Below are 17,518 nucleotides of genomic sequence, written 5' to 3'. Positions count from 1 at the left end.
TGAGATTCCTTGTTTTTCAGCCTGACAGTCTAACTGGTCCCTCCCTGACCTCTGTACATCGTGTCCTCCCATTTTTAAGCCCCTCCCTGACCTCCGTACCTCCAGACCTCCCTTTCTTAAAGTCCCTCCCGGACCTCGGCGACCTCCCTGACCTGCCTCCTTTCCTCCGGTACCTCCTTTTACTCGGGCATTTTGCTGATTCATGCGTTCCCCGGTAAATGCCATAGCACAATGGCCGAAAATTATAATCCGAGATCCACACAAGAACCTGTTTTTATAAGGAAACCTTGAGACTTTTGCATAATTCACTCGATGATCGTTGTCCTGGGGTTTGCTCCCTGTTTAACCTGGTAGAGTACTTGTATCTGTCGTGCTATCAGGGTGAGTCCGGTCTTTACAGTAACTCGAAGGATTCCGGTAGTTTTTACTCGTTTTAAGGTGAGGTGCTCTTTCAACAGGTAGTTCGTGTACTCGCAGTGCATCCTGTTTTTATATAATTTGTTCATGGTGATGTCGTGGAAGGGGATGTACTCCTGTATTCGGTACCTGGGTAGCTCTTTCTTCGTGTTCCGCCGGTTAACTCGGTTGATCAATGGTATGCCGATCGGGTATATGCGTTCCAAGTGCTCTTTAGAGTCATAGGCAATGTCAGCGAACAATCCCTTAACAAGGAGTATGCGACTGCCCATTTTCCTCTGTAATGGCAGTAGTTGTGTAGTGTCATGCATGTTGGCAGGAGTGACAATACTGCAGATCGGCGCCAGTGTAATCAGATCGTAAAGTAAGTGGATTTTGTACCCGTAGTACATTTTATCATTGATGTGATCGTACCCCCATGAGGCCTCAGGATCACTCCGGGTGAACGCAGGGAGGCTGGTACTGTCTACCCCAACCATGCTCATGAAATCCGGGTTTTTCTTCCAGATCATGCTTGTCAACAGGACCATGATCCGGTCGGTGTCTACCTGGTCTTTGAATCTGCTGAACGTGCTCTCACTAGGTAATTGGTCGAAGCCGAGAATCCGCATTTTATAATTGTCGCCCTTGAGTATTCTTACTAGTTCACTGACACTCGAGAGATTTGCCAGTTCCATGTAGAGAAGTGCTCGTAGCAAGGCGATCCGACTGTACTGGGGAGGCCTCCCAATCTTATTATTCTTCTCGAGGTATCGGAAACGCTGCCAGTCAACCGCTTCCAGCATCATGAGCGGTATGTCAGAAAGTATTTTACAATGGCAATCGAAGCAAGAAACGGGCATCTGCCAGCCCGTACCAACGTTTTTACTATGCATAAAAACGCCAACGGCTGCAATGCCCATATACTTGTTATCGACTTATGCAAAAGTCACAGGAAACCTTATATACTGCTTAGTCAACTTTATCTCTCGGTAATCACCGCATGCTAACCAAAAACCAGCGCCTCGTCCTTGCCTTCGGCGGGTGGGCTTTGCTGACCCTGGCCATCCTCGTCCTGCTGAACAGCCTGGACATCGAGTACTTTTTCGTGCTCTGCCTCATAGGCTTCCTCATCATCGTGGAGCTGTCGGGGCCCTTTACCACGAAGCCTAAGTGGCGGTCCCGCGTCAACATAGTAATCCTCGCGGGCGTCGCAATCTTCGCGCTGATCGTGGTCAGGAAAGTGCTGGAGATCATCGCAAGGTAATGGCATGCATACTGTTCGTCAATTTACAGCAGGGCATCAATATATTCAATAGCCATATACGCCCTATCAGTCTATCATTCAATCAGTCAGTCAAGGTGAGTAGGTGAGAGGAATAATGTGGAGCAACCGAGCATGGCTTATCATAATACTTCTCTCACTGCTGGCTTCCTCTACAATAACTCCGTGCCTCGCCGCCGGCTCTCCGGGCCCGATCATCCACGAGGATCCCTCTGACGTCAAATCCATCTCCGGCCCGAATATCGATTCACAGATGCAGGCCCTGCTCCAGCTGATGATCGTCGACTCGGCCGACATCGCCAGCTACCTCAACGCTTCCGATTTTGCAGCCGCTAACCTATCGTACTGGGATTTTCACGTTTCTTACGATAGCTACAGGCAGCTGATGGAGCACTTCAACCTCTCCCAGTCTGATTATAACCTTCTCGTGGCTAACATCGACGCCCTGGACCTGGATATCTCCACGATGGTCAACGATTCGGTGAACTATAACGCCACTTATCAGGCTTACCGGCAATTCATGGCGGAGGGGGACCGGGCGAACGCGACTGAGTCCGCTTTAAAGCTCAAAGGCTACTATGATAGCATTAATCAGTCTCACGCCTCGCTCTTCAACAACATCACCCTCGTCCAAAATAAGCTCAGCGGCACTGGCGTCGACGCCAGCCTGCTTGACAGCTCCCTCAAGCGGCTGGACGACTATATGACGAGGCTCGATGTGGAGCAGCGAGACGTGGAACAGTTGCTCAGCGACTCTAACCTGACACTCGTTTCTGACGTCGATCAGGCTGCTGTCGGATCTACCATCACCTTCACTGCTTCCCTCAACAAGAAGGACGGCTCGCCGATCGGCAACGGCCCGGTCCTCCTTCACGTGAGCGGCCGCACGTCCGGCTCCGGGGTCACCGACGGCAACGGTGAGACAAGGATCAAGTATGTAGTCCCGCAGGACGCGCCGGGCAGGCTGACCGCCTATGCCACTTTCGAGCCCTCGGACAAGTCGCAGCTGCCGACTATCAGCGATATCGTAGAAATTTCTGTCCCGGCGGAAAATACCTCTATCTCATCCAGTGTCAGCCCCGGTACAGCCTCCTTCGGCGACACTGTGACAGTCTCCGGCGCCCTGTTATCAGAAAAGGGCATCGTCCTGCACGGCCGAACTATCGACATATACCTCGGCGGCGTCAGGGCTGGCACGGCGACCACCGGCGAGGACGGCACCTACGTATATAATCTCACGATCACCGGCAGCTCGCCAGGCGGCAATACCTCCGTCATGGCATCCTTCACGCCCGACTATAACGGGGTCTTCGCCGGCTCGACATCGGAAAGCCAGCTGAACATCATTCCAGTCGGAACTTCGCTCTCCCTCTCCTCCTCCGGAACGCAGTTCACAGGCGGCGACGCTGCCACTTTCTCGGGCATACTGAGAGCGGACAATGGCAGGCCGGTTTCCGACGCTGACGTCGCCGTCTACGCCGGGGACCGGAGGCTGGGCACCGCCCGGACCGGCAACGACGGCGGATACCGCCTCACCGTGGCAATTCCATACGATCTGCAGCCCGGCGACACCCGGGTGATGGCTGAATACGCGTCTTCCGGCGGTGCCCTGGCCGGCGTGAAAAGTAACGTGGTAGACGTGACTTTCGTCCAGTCACCGCCCGTCATCAGCGTGAGCAGCCCTGCTTCAATCGTCTTCGCCGGGGACGTCGTCGAGGTCAACGGCTCGGTAAAGCTGGCCGATGGCAGGCCGGTCTCCGGCCAGCCTCTCCTCGTCAGCCTCGCCGACAGGGGCATCGGCAGTCCGATCACAGGCCTCAACGGCTCGTTCAGCTTCTCCCGGGGCATCACCGGGAATGATTCGCCCGGCATGCAGCCGCTGATAGTATCCACGACAGGCGACGGGCTGATTTCGAAGTCGACGGTGCAGGCCGGGCAGGTGCTGATCGTGCCCTACGATAAAGCGTCTCTCCTCGCCCTGGCACTGTTGAGCCTCGCTATCGTGCTCCTGGTTATAGCCCGGCTGACCGGCTTCGACCGCAGGATTATGGGCGGGCTCAGAAACCTGCTGGCCAGGCGAACGGAGGAAGCTGCGCCCATATCACCGCAGGTACCGCCCGCGGAAGCCGTGCCCGAGGTCGCTCCCTTCGTGATCGAGGACGAGATCGCGAGCTTGAGCAAGGCGGCGGCATCCGGGGACATGGCGAGGGCTGTTACGGGCATCTACATGCTCTCCAGGCACATCGCCAATCTCAGAGGCATCGCAGTCCCGGACTCGGCCACTCACCTCGAGTTCTATGGAATCGTCATCGGCAGGCAGCCGGCTTTGCAGGCCTCGCTGAAGCCGATCATCGATCTCTACGAGGCAGAGGCTTTCGGCCGGAGGGTGATCAGCGGCAGAGACGCGGAGGCGGCTATGGCCTGTCTCAGGGACTTCCACCTTAAACTGGCGGAACTGCAGGAGAGTGCCGGGCAATGAAGAAGACGACGCTGATCCTGACACTGGCCGCCATAGTGATCGTAGTGCTGCTGGTCGGCCGGTTCTACTTCAGCGAGGCCGACTTCAGCCTGTCCAACCCGGCCTGGAACGGCATGGCCGGCATTTCCGGCGACGTCAACAGCATGTACTCCTTCTCCGCTCTCCCGGAGGCAGATGCGAACGGCACGCTCCTCATCGTGGGCCCGACGCAAAACTACACAGAGCAGGAGGCCGGGCTGGTGCAGGCCTACATGGACCGGGGCGGCCGGACGATAGTGATGGACGACTACGGCACCGCAAACAGCCTGCTCGAACTCCTCGGCTCGCCCGTGACTCTGTATCAGCAGCCGCTCTGTCAGGACGGCAGCTTCTACCGGACGCCGGCTTTCCCGATCATCGACGGCATCGGCAACTCCGGCGTCCTTTCGGGCACGGGGCCGCTGTACTTCAACCACCCTGTGCCGCTGAACGTGACCGGCCCGGGAGTTGTGCTGGCCAGCACTTCCAGCCTCGCCTGGATCGACTCGAACGATAACGCCCGCATCGATGAGGGGGAGCAGTTCGGGACCTACCCGGTCGCAGCCAGCGTCAGTTACGGCAAGGGCGAGCTGGTGGTGATCGGCGACCCGGACCTGCTGATCAACAGCATGGTCGAGCTGGGCAATAACAGTGCTTTCATCGGGAATGTCGTGAGCAAAGGCCCCGTCTACGTCGACGCTTCCCACGGCCACGGGGCGCCCCCGCTGGCGGTTGTGTACCACTTGCTTAAGACAGATATAGTCACCCAGGTGCTCCTCGTTCTCCTCACGGTCCTCGCCGGCTACGGCGTGTACCGGAGGGCTGACATTTTAGGGCGTTTTGCCCCCAGTAAGCCGGAAACCGGGGGGCGGCCGGACGTCAGGGACGATATAATTAGTTATATGATGGTTAAGCTTCCATTAACAGAAAGAGAGGCGAAAGAGCTGAAGAAAAAACTGTAGGCGATGGGTATGGAGATCAAGACACTGGAACAGGATATCGTGGACATGAGCGCGTTCACCGTGCTCGCCTCCCAGATCACGGGGGAGATCAAGAAGGCTATCGTCGGCAAGGATGATCTGATCACCGACATGCTGATCGCGCTGCTGTCCGAAGGCAACGTCATGCTGGACGGTGTGCCGGGGCTGGCCAAGACGACCATCGCCAAGGCTTTCGCTTCCACCCTCGACCTCGGGTTTGCCCGGATGCAGTTCGTCCCGGACATCCTGCCCTCCGACGTCACCGGCTCCTACGTCTTCAGCCAGAAGGACTCCTCTTTCGTGCTCAACAGGGGCCCGGTTTTCACCAACCTGCTCCTCGTGGACGAGGTCAACCGGGCTTCGCCCAAGACTCAGTCGGCGCTGCTGGAGGCCATGGAAGAAAAGCAGGTCACCATCGAGGGCAGCACTTTCCCGCTGCCCCGACCGTTCATGGTGATCACCACCCAGAATCCCATCGACGTGGTGGGGACTTTCCCGCTGCCGGAAGCGCAGATCGACCGTTTCATGTTCAAGCTTAAGGTGGATTATCCCACTGCGGATGAGGAGCTGGAGATCCTGAAGATGAAGGAGCGGGGGGAGCATGGCGAGGTTGCCCGGCTGCTCGCTCTCGACGATGTGGTGAGCATGATCAACCTCGTGAAGCGGGTGTATGTGGATGAGAAGGTCCTTATGTACATCCGCGACCTGATCATGGCTTCCCGCAGCCACGAAAAGCTGCTGCTGGGCGGCAGCCCCCGTGCCTCGATCGCCCTGCTGAGGGCATCCCGGGCGGTGGCCGCCATCCGGGGCCGGGAGTACGTCATCCCCGACGACGTGAAGTACCTGGCGCCCAGAGTCCTGAACCACCGGCTCATCGTCAAGCCGGAGTACGAGTTCGAGGAAGTGTCCCCGGCGGACATCGTCCAGGAGCTGCTGAATACCGTCAAAGTCCCGGAATGAGCGATCGATGGAAGTCAGAGACGTTAGCGTAGTCCTTGTCGGAGCGGCCTTAGCAGCCCTCGCAGCCCTCGCAGGTGGCATTGTGTTCTATGCTGCGCTCGGGGCCTACGCTCTCCTGCTGGCCTGCGATTTATTCCGGCTGCGGTCCCGGGCATCCGTCCTGGGTAAGATCGCAGTCGACAGGAAACTGGCGGTCTCCACCATCCGCTTCGGCTCGGCCGTCCAGTTCGACACCACGATCTCTTATCCCGGGCACGCCGAACTCAAGATCGAGTTCGAGCAGCCGCTGGATGCCCGGATCGCTTCCACTGCGCCCCTGCTCGGGCACGTCGTTTTCTCCGGGGGTCAGCTTCCGCTCCTGTCGACCCGGCTGAGCCCTTCCGGGTACGGCGAATTCTCCATTCCGCCGGTGACACTGGGCGTCAGCTCGTGGTTCTTCAGGCACCGGGTCCGGGCGGGAACCGGCCTGGCTCTCACCGTGCAGCCGGGTGTCACCGTTCCGGGCACTCACACCCAGGCTTCGCTTCGGTCCGCGAGCCACTACGACAGCCTGTACGCGGGGCACGTCGACAGAGCCCCCGACGGGACGGATTTCTCCTCCCTCCGCAACTATGCCCCGGGGGATAGCGTCAGGGACATCGACTGGGCCCGGTCCAGCCGGTCCGGCACCCTGGTGGTCCGGGAGTTCGAGAAGGAGTGGAGCCCCGCGACATATTTCCTGCTCGACGTGGACGAGTCCATGGGCACGGGCGAGCCCTCGGAGTTCTACGCGGCCACAAGCCTGGTCTCTTCCATGATCAGCCGGCTCTCCGTGGATAACACGAGGTTCGGCTTAATCTGTTTCTCCCGGGACGGGATCGTGAAGTTCCTGCCGGCCACAGTAGGGCGGGGGCATATCCTCGGAGCCCGGAAGCTGCTGGCCACGCTGAAGCCCGTCAGCCCGGAGAAAACCGCCGCAGGAAAGACGATGGCTATCTACGAGGCCAGCCACCTCAAGTCGCTGCTGAAGGATGCCCAGGGGCTGGGCATCATCGGGTCGGTCCTGGAAGAGACGCTCGACGACTACCGGGCTAATATCAGGGCAGAAGGCTTTACCATGGCTATCGGCAGGATCACGGCATCCGCCGGTTCCCCGTGCCATATCGTCGTCGTAACCAACCTGTCTATGGGCGTCGGGTGCCTGATGAACGGCGTACGCATGGCCACTTATCACGGTCACCAGGTTTCTGTGGCCCTGACGCCGCACCTGTGGTTCGGGCACGAGGCTGAGTCTGCCGAGGAGTGCTACGAGAAATACCGGGAGGTAAAGGCCGCCATACGCAGGATCAGGGGCTCGGGCCAGGTGCGGGTCATCGATCTTAGCAGCAGCGGTGAAAACCCGGAGGACGCACTGTCTCGCAGGATGCCAGTCCAGGCAATGAGAAGGTGACCATATGCAGGATCAGGAAATCTTAGTAGCAGCCCTCGATGCCCAGCGCAAAACGCTGAGGCGCAAGCTCGACGCCCAGAACCGGCGCACCATGAAGCACGCCTCATACGGGCTGGGGCTCATCGGCGGGGCAGTGCTCGCCCTCTGGCTGCTCACCATCGACGGGTCCATGATGTCCATGCTCCTCATGCTGACCGGCACCAGCCTGCTCGCCGTCGCCATCCTGCTGCTCTTCTTCTCCCCGAACAGGTACCTGCGGGACGAGGTCTACGATGCCATGTGCCAGACCGACGTGCTCACCATCGGCAAGATCCTGTCCTCCCTCCTCGTCACCTCTCACGGCATCTACATCCCCGCAAAAATCGCCGGGTCCACGAAGCTGTTCATCCCACTTTCCGGGGACCTCGGGAAAGAGGACCTCGGATCTCTGACCCCCGAAGGCGACCAGGTCTTCAGCGTCTCAGGCAAGGGACAGAAGGGTATCGTCCTCGACCCTCCCGGCCAGGGCCTGTTCCGCTACTCCCAGTCCATCGGCGCGTTCTTCACCCCTGAAGGGCTGGAGAACGAGATCAAGGACGTGCTGGAGAACAGCCTGGAACTGGCCTCGAAGGTCAGCGTTAAGGTAGACGGTGCCAGGGTGACTGTGACGATGTCCGACATCGCGACCGCGGGCATGTGCGAGGCCGTCAGAAAAGCGAACCTGGGCATATGCTGCCAGGCCGGCTGCCCGGTCTGCAGCCTCGCCGGCTGCATGGTGGCTGACGGCACCGGCCGGAGAGCCAGAGTCGAAAACGTCAGCGTCGAGGCGAAGACCATCCGCCTCGAATTCGAGCTATACGGGCAGGACAGGAGTGAGTCTTAAGTGGCGGCTAATAATCGTACCGATGCCAGCAGGGACCCGATGGAGGTCAGTATTGACCTGAAGAGCTTTATCGTTGACATGGCCATCGACCTCCGGCTCGTGCTAGGCTTCAGCGCGCTGGCCTTCCTCTCGATCTACCTGCCGATAATTAATGAGACCATCCTCCGCTCTGCCCTCGGCCACGCCATGGTGCTCTTCGTGCCCGGATACGCCTTCATCGCCGCGCTCTTCCCCAACAGGAAAGACCTCGACGGCATCGAGCGGGCCGCCCTCTCATTCGGCCTCAGCATCGCCGTCGTGCCCCTGATCGGCCTCGGGCTCAACTTCACCCCCTGGGGCATCCGGCTCGACCCCATCGTCGTCGCGCTCGCCATCTTCACCCTCCTCTGCGTCCTCGTCGCCAACCGGCGCAGACATGAGCTACCGGTCGAAGACCGGTTCAACATCGACTTCGGCAGGGCTTACGCCGACATTAAGGGAGAATTATTCCCCGCCTCCGAGAGCCGGCTGGACCGGATCCTGACCGTCATCCTACTCATCTCAATCGTCGCCTCCATCCTCGTCCTCGCCTACGTCTTCGTGGTGCCCAAGCAGGGCGAAAAGTTCACCGAGTTCTACATCCTCGGCCCGAACGGCAAAGCCGAGAACTACCCCACCCGCTTCATTTCCGGCGAGTCCAAACCCGTCATCGTCGGCATCGTCAACCATGAGTACCGCAACGTCACCTACGACCTCGTCGTGGCGCTGAACGACAGCCGGCAGATCACCCGGCTCTACACCCAGCAGGTCACTATAGCCGACAACCAGACCTGGGAGCGTCAGATCGACATAGCCCCCGACCGCCCGGGCACCAGCATGAAGCTGGAGTTCTTGCTCTACGCCGACGGCAACATGACGGCTCCCTACAGGGATTTACACCTGTGGATCAACGTGACCGGATAATATAGCGGTCGACGGAGGTTTTTAGGGTCTGCCCGGAGCGAAGCGGAGGGCTTGGCGATTCTACGGCGGGGTAATGGGCGCCTGCCGCAGGCGGCGTCGCTTAGGGCTTGCGAAGGAGGTCGACTGGCGCCGCCGAAGGCGCAGCCAGGTCGTCCGACGAGGGTGCGAGCCCGGCCCCGACGGCGCAGCACCCTAAAAACCGCAGTAGACCGACCCATAGGGTCGGACGTCGACCCGCTAAGATCAGAAAATAACTACTTTTCTATAGCCTTTACTTCTTCTCCCACTTGTACAGGTCCATAACCTCGGCGAGCGTGTGCCCTCTCTCGATCTCCACCCGCACCCGATCCTCGTTCTTCTTGACCTCCAGCGCGCGACGGGCCACCTCATACGCCCTCTCTTTCGGGACCACCATGACGCCGTTATCGTCGCCGATGATCCAGTCCCCGGGCCTGACCGTTAAACCGCCACATACGATCTCGGCGTTGATCTCCCCGAAGCCCTTGGGGTCGCCGGCATTGGGCACGATGGCCGACGCGAACGACGGGAACCTGATCCGGCGGATCTCGTCTATATCCCTGATTGCTCCATCGATCACGACGCCTGCGATGCCCTTCTGCATGGCGCCGTGGGATGCTAATTCCCCCCACGGAGCAACGTCTTTGGAAAAGTTGTTGATGACGATGATCTCCCCCGGCTGCGCCACGTCAGACGCTTCCACCGGCCTGGCCCAGTCACCCGGGAAGTTCTGCACCGTCACGGCCTTTCCGGCAATCTTGATGCCCTCGTACATCGGCTTGATGTCCTTCATGGCCGGGGCCCGGTGCATGGCGTCCGATATATTGGGAGTAGACACCTGCATGAACAGCTCCCGGATCTCCTCGTCCAGCGACTTCTTGACGATCTCGACAGGCCCCATACTATCGAGAGCCTGACGGACCGTCCGGGCAGCGCCGGTCACGTCCTTCGACCGGATGATGTTGCCCCCGACGATCACAATTTCTGCACCTAAGGAAGCCGCTGCAGCCGCAGACCTGGCATCCAGCCCTCCCGCAGCAGCGATCGGAATGCTTACAGCTTCCCGGACCGCTTTCAGCACCTCTATCGGGTCCTGGCCGACCATCTGCTGATCGATGCCCACGTGGACGCCCAGTATATCCACCCCAATCTCCTGCAGTCGCACCGCCCGTCCGACAGGGTCCGGCACGTTGATCAGATCAGCGGCGAGCTTCACCCCGTACTTCCGGGCCGACCGGAGCGCGTCCTCGATGGTCGAGTCGTGGGAGGCGCCCAGGATAGAGACGATCCCCGCCCCTGCCTTCGCCGCCATCTCCACTTCGGCTGCGCCAGTATCCATGGTCTTCATGTCCGCCACAATCACGTGGTCCCGGAACTCCTTTTTGAGCGTGCGCACCGCGTTCATGCCCTCGCTCTTGATCAGCGGAGTGCCCGCCTCCAGATAGTCGGCGCCGCCGGCGATCGCCTCCCGGGCGATCTCGACAGCCCTCCGCAGCTCAATTTCATCCAGAGCCACCTGCAAGATCGGTCTCATAAATGGTCGATCTAAAATAGGTGGCATAGAGCAATAAGGTTTCTAATTTTTAGGTCTATTGACGATATCAAAAATGCACCAGTTAAAATAGGGTGGTGTGGCAGGCAGGGACCCGGGTGAGTGTATGGTCCGTGCCTGCCAGGCCATTGTGTTTACATGTTTTTTGAGGACAGGCAAACCAATGGTAGAGATATGTTAATCGTGATCGCCTGCTCGCCTACGTAGGCGGCCTGCGAATTATATAGTAAGCTCCGGCTATGCCGAAGGCCATGGCGCCGACCAGCAACAGGACCGGTGTGAGGTAGCCCGGCGCTGTCTGGGCGGTCGTCATCTGGCTTCCGGCCATCGCCTGAGCGAGCCCGGCGGGAGCCTGAGCTCCGCTGAGCTGAAAGATGGATAAGAGTAATGAGATCAGTAAAACTGAGAAGACCAGCGATGCCAGTATGCCGGCGTCGATGACGGATTCAAGCCCCAGTACACCGGCAAGCCGGTCTCTGATAGCGATCGCTGTCTTCTTCATTACTATATACCCCCGAATCTCGTGGAACTCTCCTGTTTCCGCCCGGAATGCAGGCGATCCTGCATTGCCAGAGCAACAGGCTACGTACACTTCCACTGTGTACCAGTTGACAGAAACATTAACGATTTACTACCATATAAATCTTTTCTATGCGATTATTTGGCTTAAATTTGCACTATTCGGAAATCGATGCCCGCCATGCGGCCCACTCGACAACAGCCCCGTCGCATTTTTTATACCGGGCCAGGAGAGCAGCTTCTTTCTCGATCTCTTCCCGGGTCACTCTCGAAACTGGCCCGGACAATTCAACGGCCAGAGTGAGCAGTTTGCCTTTCTTCCGGCTCCGCCAGGTCCCTGCGAACTGTCTGCCGGCCAAAACGACGCCCGGGTTGCCTGTGGCTCTCCATATGTGCTTGTGTAGCGCCTTGTCAGGGACAAGCGTCGTCCTGTCCCGCATCTGCAGGTAAGGGTCGTGCGGGGGCAGCAGGCGGACGCCTTCCGGCTCCGGGAGGCCGGCGATGCCAGCGCAGTCATCCCGGAGCAGCCAGGCTCTCCCGCCCTCGAACTTGACCTCTGCAAGCTCATCCTTCACGTGTCCCCACGCTCTCGCTGCCTGCGCTGGCGAGATCCCCGCCCACCCGGCATAGTCTTTAGCAGTCGACGGGCCGTAGCAGTGCAGGTAGCGCCTGACCAGTTCTGCAGCCGCACGGCCGCTGTCTACGCCGGGCAGCGGCGCTCCCAGCCACTGGTCGGTGCGGATGAATGTTGCCTCGTTGTCATGCCGGGGCGCATAGCAGAAAGTGCCCCGGAGGGCGATGGCGTAAAAGGCGAACCGGACGACTGATTCTCCCAGGCTCTGGCCTTTGGCGTACCACGATTCCTCCTGCCATGCCTGTCGCTGGGGTGGAGACAGCCTCTCCAGCACTTTTCCCGCCACTTCCGCGCCCATCTGGTCCTTGGTCAGCTCTCTGCCGTCGAGGACCTCACACAGGGCGGCGGCTGTAAGGTCTGCCACCTCAGCGGCGCCGATGCCGATGTGCTCCAGCGCCGGCTTCACCCCCTGGATGAAATGCCTGAGGGCCTTCTCGTCGTCGGGCAGCAGTCCAGTAGTAAACACAGCCGCATCCTCGACCGGGAACATGTATGGCGCCCCCCGCAGGCTCATCGTCTGCACCAGCGTCTTATCTACTCTGAGGGCCCTGTCCAGATCGTCAGGCGAAAAGCCGGCCACCCGGGCGTGCAGCGACAGCGCCGCCGAGCCCGGCGGGCTGTCCTGAATACCGCAGGCGCCCGCAGCAGCCAGCAGTGAGCCGGGCGGGAGCCTCCTCGCAAGATTGTGGCCCGAGAGGCGAAAAGCGAGGGCCTGAGCCCGGGTTACGGGCATTAGATCAGAGGTCAGCACGCGTCCGGTCATTACAGGTACTATCTTCTTGTGCCCATAGATAGCTGCCGGTTTGGGCCAGAGTGCATATAAACTGATATCTGTCTTATAGGGTATGGCGTGGGGATAGTAAAATATTATTATATTTGGACTGTTCACAATTTTTCCTATTTTATTTCATAGTATCTATTCGGCGTAAGCCTGGCCAGGTATCTTCCAATATCTTAGTTTGTATAAATGGTAATCAAATCAAAAGACTTATAAATTTGTAATTACATATGGCTAATTACCAGTTGCTTGCCCGGCCGTTATGCCGGCGGGTACCGGTGGAGGATGCTCTGGATGGCAGACTATGCTGAAGCGCTTAAGACCTTTAACGAGACCGTGGCCAACCTGAACCAGATCGCCGACGTGCAGCGCATGAGCACGATCGCCGAGATCAACGTCATCCAGGCGCAGTCGATGGACCCCTCCGACATGGAGGCATACAACATGACGATGTACGGGATCGACCAGATCCACGGCATCAAGACCCACATTGTCACTACAGTCGGCAACTCGAGCAACTACGACCTCCCGGTGACAGACCCTACCCCTGTGGTCACCTCTGTGCCCTATGCTGTCGAGCACACCTCCATCTCGTCTTCGCTCGTCTCCCTTACAGGCGGCCAGGAGCACATTTTCTCCCACTTCCTCGCCGACCCCTCCAGCATTCTGCCCACCGAGCACCCGACCTTATGGCTCGTCTACGGCGCCTTCGGGCTGATCCTGGGCAAGTTCCTGATCCTGCGGCGCTGAGGGCCAGAGTATTGCCTTTATAACATATCTACCGCTGTGCAGGCGACTATCCCCTTCAACCATCCGCTACGCTCCCTGAAAAATTAGCTCTTGGCGAGCTTGGCTCCTTGGCGTGCCTGGCGGTATTTTCGACCTATACAGGGCCAACTTCTAATTTTTCATAGCCTTTACCTGAATATTCCATTTTTCATAATGCGCGTGCTTCGGTGAAATCTCGGTCACGGCGCCCTTTTTCCAGTCTTTCCGCCTGACTTGTTCATATCGTCGCGCGTAGACCTCTACACTGATTTACGGAGATGCTCATCTTTGACGCGGGAACAGCAGCAACAGCCCGGCCAGGGCGAGAGGGCCATGGAGTCCCACAGTGTCAGCCAGCCGAAAGGCGTGAACACCACCGCCGACATTGTGGCAGACAAGCTGATCGACTGGGGCGTGGAAGTGATCTTCGGCATCGTGGGGGACGGGATCAATCCCCTGCTTGAGGCTTTGCGGGTGCGGCAGGACCGGATTCGCTTCGTCGCTGTCCGGCATGAGGAGGCGGGGGCGTTCATGGCCAGCGGCTACGCAAAGTACACCGGCAAGCTCGGCGCCTGCCTGGCCACGACCGGGCCCGGGGCGGTTCATCTGTTAAACGGCCTGTACGACGCCGCCATGGACGGGGCGCCCGTGATTGCAATTACCGGCACCACTTACTCCGACGTCATCGGCACCCAGTACACGCAGGACGTCGACACCATGGCGCTGATGAAGGACGTTGCGGCCTACAGCGTCAGGATCACAGGGCCCCGGCATGCGCTGGCCGTGGTGGACGTGGCCTGTCAGGCCGCCCTCTCCCGGCAGGGCGTGGCACATCTCACGATTCCCGTGGACGTCCAGATGCGGCCGCTGCAGGAGGATAAGTCATCCACTGCCTACGGCCCGATCCGGGGTGCCCCGACCTGGACGCCGCCGGCCGGCACACCCCCCGCAGAACAGCTGGACGCAGCGGCAGAGCTGCTGAACTCCGGATCTAAAACGATGATTCTAGCGGGCAGAGGTGCCCTCGGCGCCCGCTCGGAGGTGGAACAGGTGGCAGACCTCCTGGGCGCGCCGATAGCGAAAGCCCTGCTGGGAAAGGCCGTCGTCTCCGACGATCATCCCTATACCACCGGGGGCATCGGCCACCTCGGCACCCGCCCGTCACAGGAGCTGATGCAGGAGTGCGACACCCTGCTGATCCTCGGCAGCAACATGCCCTACGCCGACTACTATCCGAAACCCGGGCAGGCCCGGTGCGTCCAGATCGACAGAGACACCACCCGGATCAGCCGGCGGTACCCCGCGAAGATCGGCCTCACCGGAGACGTCAGGCGGACGCTGGCCGAACTGCTGCCCCGGTTACAAAGGCGGGAGGACCGATCTTTTCTGCAGTCGGCCCGGCAGCGGATGGAAGAGTGGAGAAAGGCGCTGGCGGAGGCCGGGGAGAACCGGGGCATGCCTCTGAAGCCCCAGTACGTGATGACGAAGCTGAGCGGTTTGCTGGCTGACGACGCCCTCGTCTCTGTCGACTGCGGCGCACACACAGTATACTTTGCCCGGCACGTGCAGATGCGGGATACCCAGAAGCTGGCCCTCTCGGGCAACCTGGCCACCATGGGCCCTGCGCTGCCCTACGCCATCGCGGGAAAGCTCGCCTACCCAGGCCGGCAGTCGGTGGCCATCATCGGAGACGGCAGCTTCACCATGCTGATGGGCGAGTTAGCCACGGCGGTAAAATATGACCTGCCGATCAAGGTAGTGCTCTTCAAGAACGACAGCCTCCAGATGGTCCGGTTCGAGCAGCAGGGGATCGGCAACCCGGACTTCGGCGTGGAACTACAGCCCATAGATTTCGCTAAATATGCGGAAGCCTGCGGAGCCGACGCCTTCAGATGTGCCACACCCGACGAGGTCGAGCCGGCGCTCATGGCAGCGCTGGAATCGCCCCGGCCAGCACTGGTTGAGGCGATTGTAGACCCCGACGAGCCGATCGCCATGCCTGGCAAGACCATCGGGCCCTCGCCGACCTGAACATATGCGGGGTGAGGCATAAATGATGAAAATCCGCCTGTCACTATGACGTGCGTTTATCCCTGGCACCGGAAGGGTGAACGTACATGAACGCTGCGCTGTGCCTCACCTTATTGCACAGGCTTCACTATACAGCAAATCGAACGCTGCGCTGTGCTAATCCTCACAGATGCCACGGATTCTGATTGATTCCACAGATTCCTCTGCTGAATCCACAGATTACTACTCGATATCACAGATGGAATACGCCAATATTGCTCGACACCGATAGCAACTATAAGAGTACTAGATCAGAATATTTTTTATTTATCTGTGGAATCTGGCAGAATCTGACGATTCTGCATCATCCGTGGAATCTGTGAGGTTTTGCACAGCGCAGCGTTCATCTGCTATCTCACCAGACGTAAGCAATTCAGAACTTCTTCAGCATCCACTTCTTCAGCCGCTGCTGCACTGCCTCACTTTCCAGTTCCTTCACCGCGTCCCGGGCGATCCACCGGGCGGCTGAGCTGTCTGATTTGAGCAGCTCTCTCCCCACGGCGATGGCTTCTGCGTTCAGCGCCAGGTTCCTCTTCCCGATCTGCCGCAGCGCCCAGTTGACCGATTTCTTGACCATGTTGCGGCCGTCAGTCGATTCTCTGATAATGACAGGGAAGAACTGCCTGAACTGCCCGTCTGGCGCCTGCTTGTCGTACAGTGCCAGTGATGCCATATTAGCGAATGCAGCCCGCTTAACGAACTCCCGCTCGTCCAGGGACCACTCGAAGCACTTCTCATAGGCTATCGAGGTCCGATCGAACAATTTCATGCAGCACTGGTCACACATGTCCCACGAGTAGAAATCGGCGGCCCACCTGTCCATCTGCTCGCCGGTGACCAGCGCCGGGTCGTCCACGATGGCCGCAATCATCCGGGCCTCGTGGATGCCGGTGTCCCAGAGCATGAGGGCGAGGTCATGATCAGTGCCGATCCTGCCGGCGATCTCGTTGATGCGGGTCGTCGATACTCCGAGCGCGTGATCGGTAGGAATGCCATACCGGGGCATCCCCGCGATGATCGCAGGATCGGAGAACGAGCGCAGCAGGCTGACCACATCTTCACAGGTCAGCTTTTCGGGGTTCTGGCGCTTTGAGGGCATAATGTCCAATAGGTGCGGGTGATGATAAGCCTGTGTAGAGGCGAGTGAAAGTAGCCGGACGGGCAATTTTTATTAGCCGGGCCATCAGGATATAAGCAGATGATCGATATCCGCTTCTCCAGTATCACCGAATGCCCTGAGCTGCACGACAAAATCGCCGGCTGGCTCTGGAGCTTCTGGGGCAATTCATCCAATTACCCGTTCTACCGCAGCCTTGTGGCGAACGCACGGGACGACGATTTCCCGCTGGTCTACATGGCCTTTATCGGCGACATCCCCGTCGGCACCGTGGCTTTGTGGCGGGCGGACCTGCTCTCGAGGCAGGATCTCTTCCCGTGGCTGGCGGATCTCTTTGTGCCCCCGGAGCACAGGTCGAAAGGCATCGGCACGGCGTTGCAGAATTATGCTGTCGAGAAAGCAAAGGAATTCGGCTATCCTGCCCTGTACTTGTATACTCCTTTAGAGGGCTATTATGAGAAGAGTGGCTGGGAGTACGTGTGTGATGAGGTCGATAAAGAGGGGGAGAAAGTGCGGGTGTATAAAAAAGCTACAGGCTGCCATTGCGGCCGGGACGCACAGCGTTAAGGTGGCCTTCGACTGCAGTTACGCGCCGGTACGTGGAGGAGGCTGGCAATTCCATGACCTGTCCGCCAGTTTGAACGAGAGCCGATACATCAGACTGGAATAGCTCTAATACTAATTACCGCCCTCTCTAGAAGCTAACGATCA

The 17,518-nt window shown here is 59.1% G+C and carries 15 protein-coding genes; 10 read left to right on the top strand and 5 right to left on the bottom strand.

All coding sequences use genetic code 11. The features are described from left to right. Positions 1-305 precede the first annotated feature (305 nt). Positions 306-1,292: a transposase gene (locus RCI_RS07470; RefSeq protein WP_012034999.1), complete on the bottom strand. Its 987-nt coding sequence runs from the start codon at positions 1,290-1,292 to the stop codon at positions 306-308. A gap of 107 nt (positions 1,293-1,399) precedes the next feature. Between RCI_RS07470 and RCI_RS07465 the strand changes: the two genes are divergently transcribed. The 7 genes from RCI_RS07465 (at position 1,400) to RCI_RS07435 (ending at position 9,351) form a co-directional block, all read left to right on the top strand. Further along, positions 1,400-1,663 carry a hypothetical protein gene (locus RCI_RS07465; RefSeq protein WP_012035807.1) on the top strand — a complete coding sequence of 88 codons (264 nt, stop codon included), beginning with the start codon at positions 1,400-1,402 and terminating at the stop codon, positions 1,661-1,663. Positions 1,664-1,778: 115 nt separating this feature from the next. Then, positions 1,779-4,160 carry a DUF4129 domain-containing protein gene (locus RCI_RS07460; protein WP_012035806.1) on the top strand — a complete coding sequence of 794 codons (2,382 nt, stop codon included), beginning with the start codon at positions 1,779-1,781 and terminating at the stop codon, positions 4,158-4,160. Next, the gene (locus RCI_RS07455; RefSeq protein WP_012035805.1) at positions 4,157-5,140 is read left to right on the top strand and encodes a DUF4350 domain-containing protein; all 984 of its coding nucleotides are present in this window, start codon (positions 4,157-4,159) and stop codon (positions 5,138-5,140) included. Before RCI_RS07460 ends, RCI_RS07455 begins: the two co-directional genes overlap by 4 nt. A gap of 9 nt (positions 5,141-5,149) precedes the next feature. Further along, positions 5,150-6,118, top strand: a complete 969-nt coding sequence (locus tag RCI_RS07450) for an AAA family ATPase (protein WP_148266567.1) — start codon at positions 5,150-5,152, stop codon at positions 6,116-6,118. Between the two features lie 7 nt (positions 6,119-6,125). Beyond that, the gene (locus tag RCI_RS07445; protein ID WP_012035803.1) at positions 6,126-7,547 is read left to right on the top strand and encodes a DUF58 domain-containing protein; all 1,422 of its coding nucleotides are present in this window, start codon (positions 6,126-6,128) and stop codon (positions 7,545-7,547) included. A gap of 4 nt (positions 7,548-7,551) precedes the next feature. Beyond that, positions 7,552-8,409 (top strand): hypothetical protein, encoded by an 858-nt coding sequence (locus RCI_RS07440; RefSeq protein WP_052309926.1) that lies wholly within the window; start codon positions 7,552-7,554, stop codon positions 8,407-8,409. A 39-nt stretch (positions 8,410-8,448) separates the two neighbouring features. After that, positions 8,449-9,351, top strand: coding sequence for a DUF1616 domain-containing protein (locus RCI_RS07435; RefSeq protein ID WP_148266566.1), 903 nt, complete (start codon positions 8,449-8,451; stop codon positions 9,349-9,351). A 271-nt stretch (positions 9,352-9,622) separates the two neighbouring features. Here the strand turns inward: RCI_RS07435 and RCI_RS07430 are convergent, their stop codons facing one another. From RCI_RS07430 to RCI_RS07420, 3 genes are all read right to left on the bottom strand, one after another. Beyond that, complete coding sequence (locus RCI_RS07430) at positions 9,623-10,903, bottom strand: bifunctional hexulose-6-phosphate synthase/ribonuclease regulator (RefSeq protein WP_012035800.1); 1,281 nt, start codon at positions 10,901-10,903, stop codon at positions 9,623-9,625. 217 nt (positions 10,904-11,120) lie between these two features. Then, positions 11,121-11,423, bottom strand: a complete 303-nt coding sequence (locus tag RCI_RS07425) for a hypothetical protein (protein ID WP_048198237.1) — start codon at positions 11,421-11,423, stop codon at positions 11,121-11,123. Between the two features lie 175 nt (positions 11,424-11,598). Then, entirely contained in the window at positions 11,599-12,837 is a 1,239-nt protein-coding gene (locus tag RCI_RS07420; RefSeq protein ID WP_231844969.1) for a winged helix DNA-binding domain-containing protein, read from the bottom strand. 264 nt (positions 12,838-13,101) lie between these two features. Here RCI_RS07420 and RCI_RS07415 point away from each other — a divergent pair, with 264 nt between their 5' ends. Together RCI_RS07415 and RCI_RS07410 are read left to right on the top strand one after the other, a co-directional pair. Further along, positions 13,102-13,602, top strand: a complete 501-nt coding sequence (locus RCI_RS07415) for a hypothetical protein (protein ID WP_012035797.1) — start codon at positions 13,102-13,104, stop codon at positions 13,600-13,602. Positions 13,603-13,908: 306 nt separating this feature from the next. Further along, a complete protein-coding gene (locus tag RCI_RS07410) occupies positions 13,909-15,651 on the top strand; it encodes a thiamine pyrophosphate-dependent enzyme (protein ID WP_148266565.1) in 1,743 nt (580 codons plus the stop codon). A 412-nt stretch (positions 15,652-16,063) separates the two neighbouring features. Here RCI_RS07410 and RCI_RS07405 read toward each other — a convergent pair whose 3' ends face one another. After that, the gene (locus RCI_RS07405; protein WP_012035795.1) at positions 16,064-16,789 is read right to left on the bottom strand and encodes a DNA alkylation repair protein; all 726 of its coding nucleotides are present in this window, start codon (positions 16,787-16,789) and stop codon (positions 16,064-16,066) included. Positions 16,790-16,888: 99 nt separating this feature from the next. Between RCI_RS07405 and RCI_RS07400 the strand changes: the two genes are divergently transcribed. After that, positions 16,889-17,374 carry a GNAT family N-acetyltransferase gene (locus tag RCI_RS07400; RefSeq protein WP_012035794.1) on the top strand — a complete coding sequence of 162 codons (486 nt, stop codon included), beginning with the start codon at positions 16,889-16,891 and terminating at the stop codon, positions 17,372-17,374. Positions 17,375-17,518: the final 144 nt, after the last annotated feature.

This window comes from Methanocella arvoryzae MRE50 (genome assembly GCF_000063445.1).
Taxonomy (GTDB): Archaea; Halobacteriota; Methanocellia; order Methanocellales; family Methanocellaceae; genus Methanocella_A; species Methanocella_A arvoryzae.
Note: the sequence above shows the minus strand (reverse complement) of the source record. Positions and strands in the feature narration are given on the sequence as shown.

Bases quoted from the DNA above. Each gene is read 5' to 3' on its own strand.
- RCI_RS07430 (WP_012035800.1), bottom strand. From the start codon at position 10,903: ATGAGACCGATCTTGCAGGTGGCTCTGGATGAAATTGAGCTGCGGAGG.
- RCI_RS07470 (WP_012034999.1), bottom strand. From the start codon at position 1,292: ATGCATAGTAAAAACGTTGGTACGGGCTGGCAGATGCCCGTTTCTTGC.
- RCI_RS07400 (WP_012035794.1), top strand. From the start codon at position 16,889: ATGATCGATATCCGCTTCTCCAGTATCACCGAATGCCCTGAGCTGCAC.
- RCI_RS07445 (WP_012035803.1), top strand. From the start codon at position 6,126: ATGGAAGTCAGAGACGTTAGCGTAGTCCTTGTCGGAGCGGCCTTAGCA.
- RCI_RS07450 (WP_148266567.1), top strand. From the start codon at position 5,150: ATGGAGATCAAGACACTGGAACAGGATATCGTGGACATGAGCGCGTTC.
- RCI_RS07420 (WP_231844969.1), bottom strand. From the start codon at position 12,837: ATGACCGGACGCGTGCTGACCTCTGATCTAATGCCCGTAACCCGGGCT.
- RCI_RS07425 (WP_048198237.1), bottom strand. From the start codon at position 11,423: ATGAAGAAGACAGCGATCGCTATCAGAGACCGGCTTGCCGGTGTACTG.
- RCI_RS07405 (WP_012035795.1), bottom strand. From the start codon at position 16,789: ATGCCCTCAAAGCGCCAGAACCCCGAAAAGCTGACCTGTGAAGATGTG.
- RCI_RS07455 (WP_012035805.1), top strand. From the start codon at position 4,157: ATGAAGAAGACGACGCTGATCCTGACACTGGCCGCCATAGTGATCGTA.
- RCI_RS07440 (WP_052309926.1), top strand. From the start codon at position 7,552: ATGCAGGATCAGGAAATCTTAGTAGCAGCCCTCGATGCCCAGCGCAAA.
- RCI_RS07460 (WP_012035806.1), top strand. From the start codon at position 1,779: ATGTGGAGCAACCGAGCATGGCTTATCATAATACTTCTCTCACTGCTG.
- RCI_RS07435 (WP_148266566.1), top strand. From the start codon at position 8,449: ATGGAGGTCAGTATTGACCTGAAGAGCTTTATCGTTGACATGGCCATC.
- RCI_RS07465 (WP_012035807.1), top strand. From the start codon at position 1,400: ATGCTAACCAAAAACCAGCGCCTCGTCCTTGCCTTCGGCGGGTGGGCT.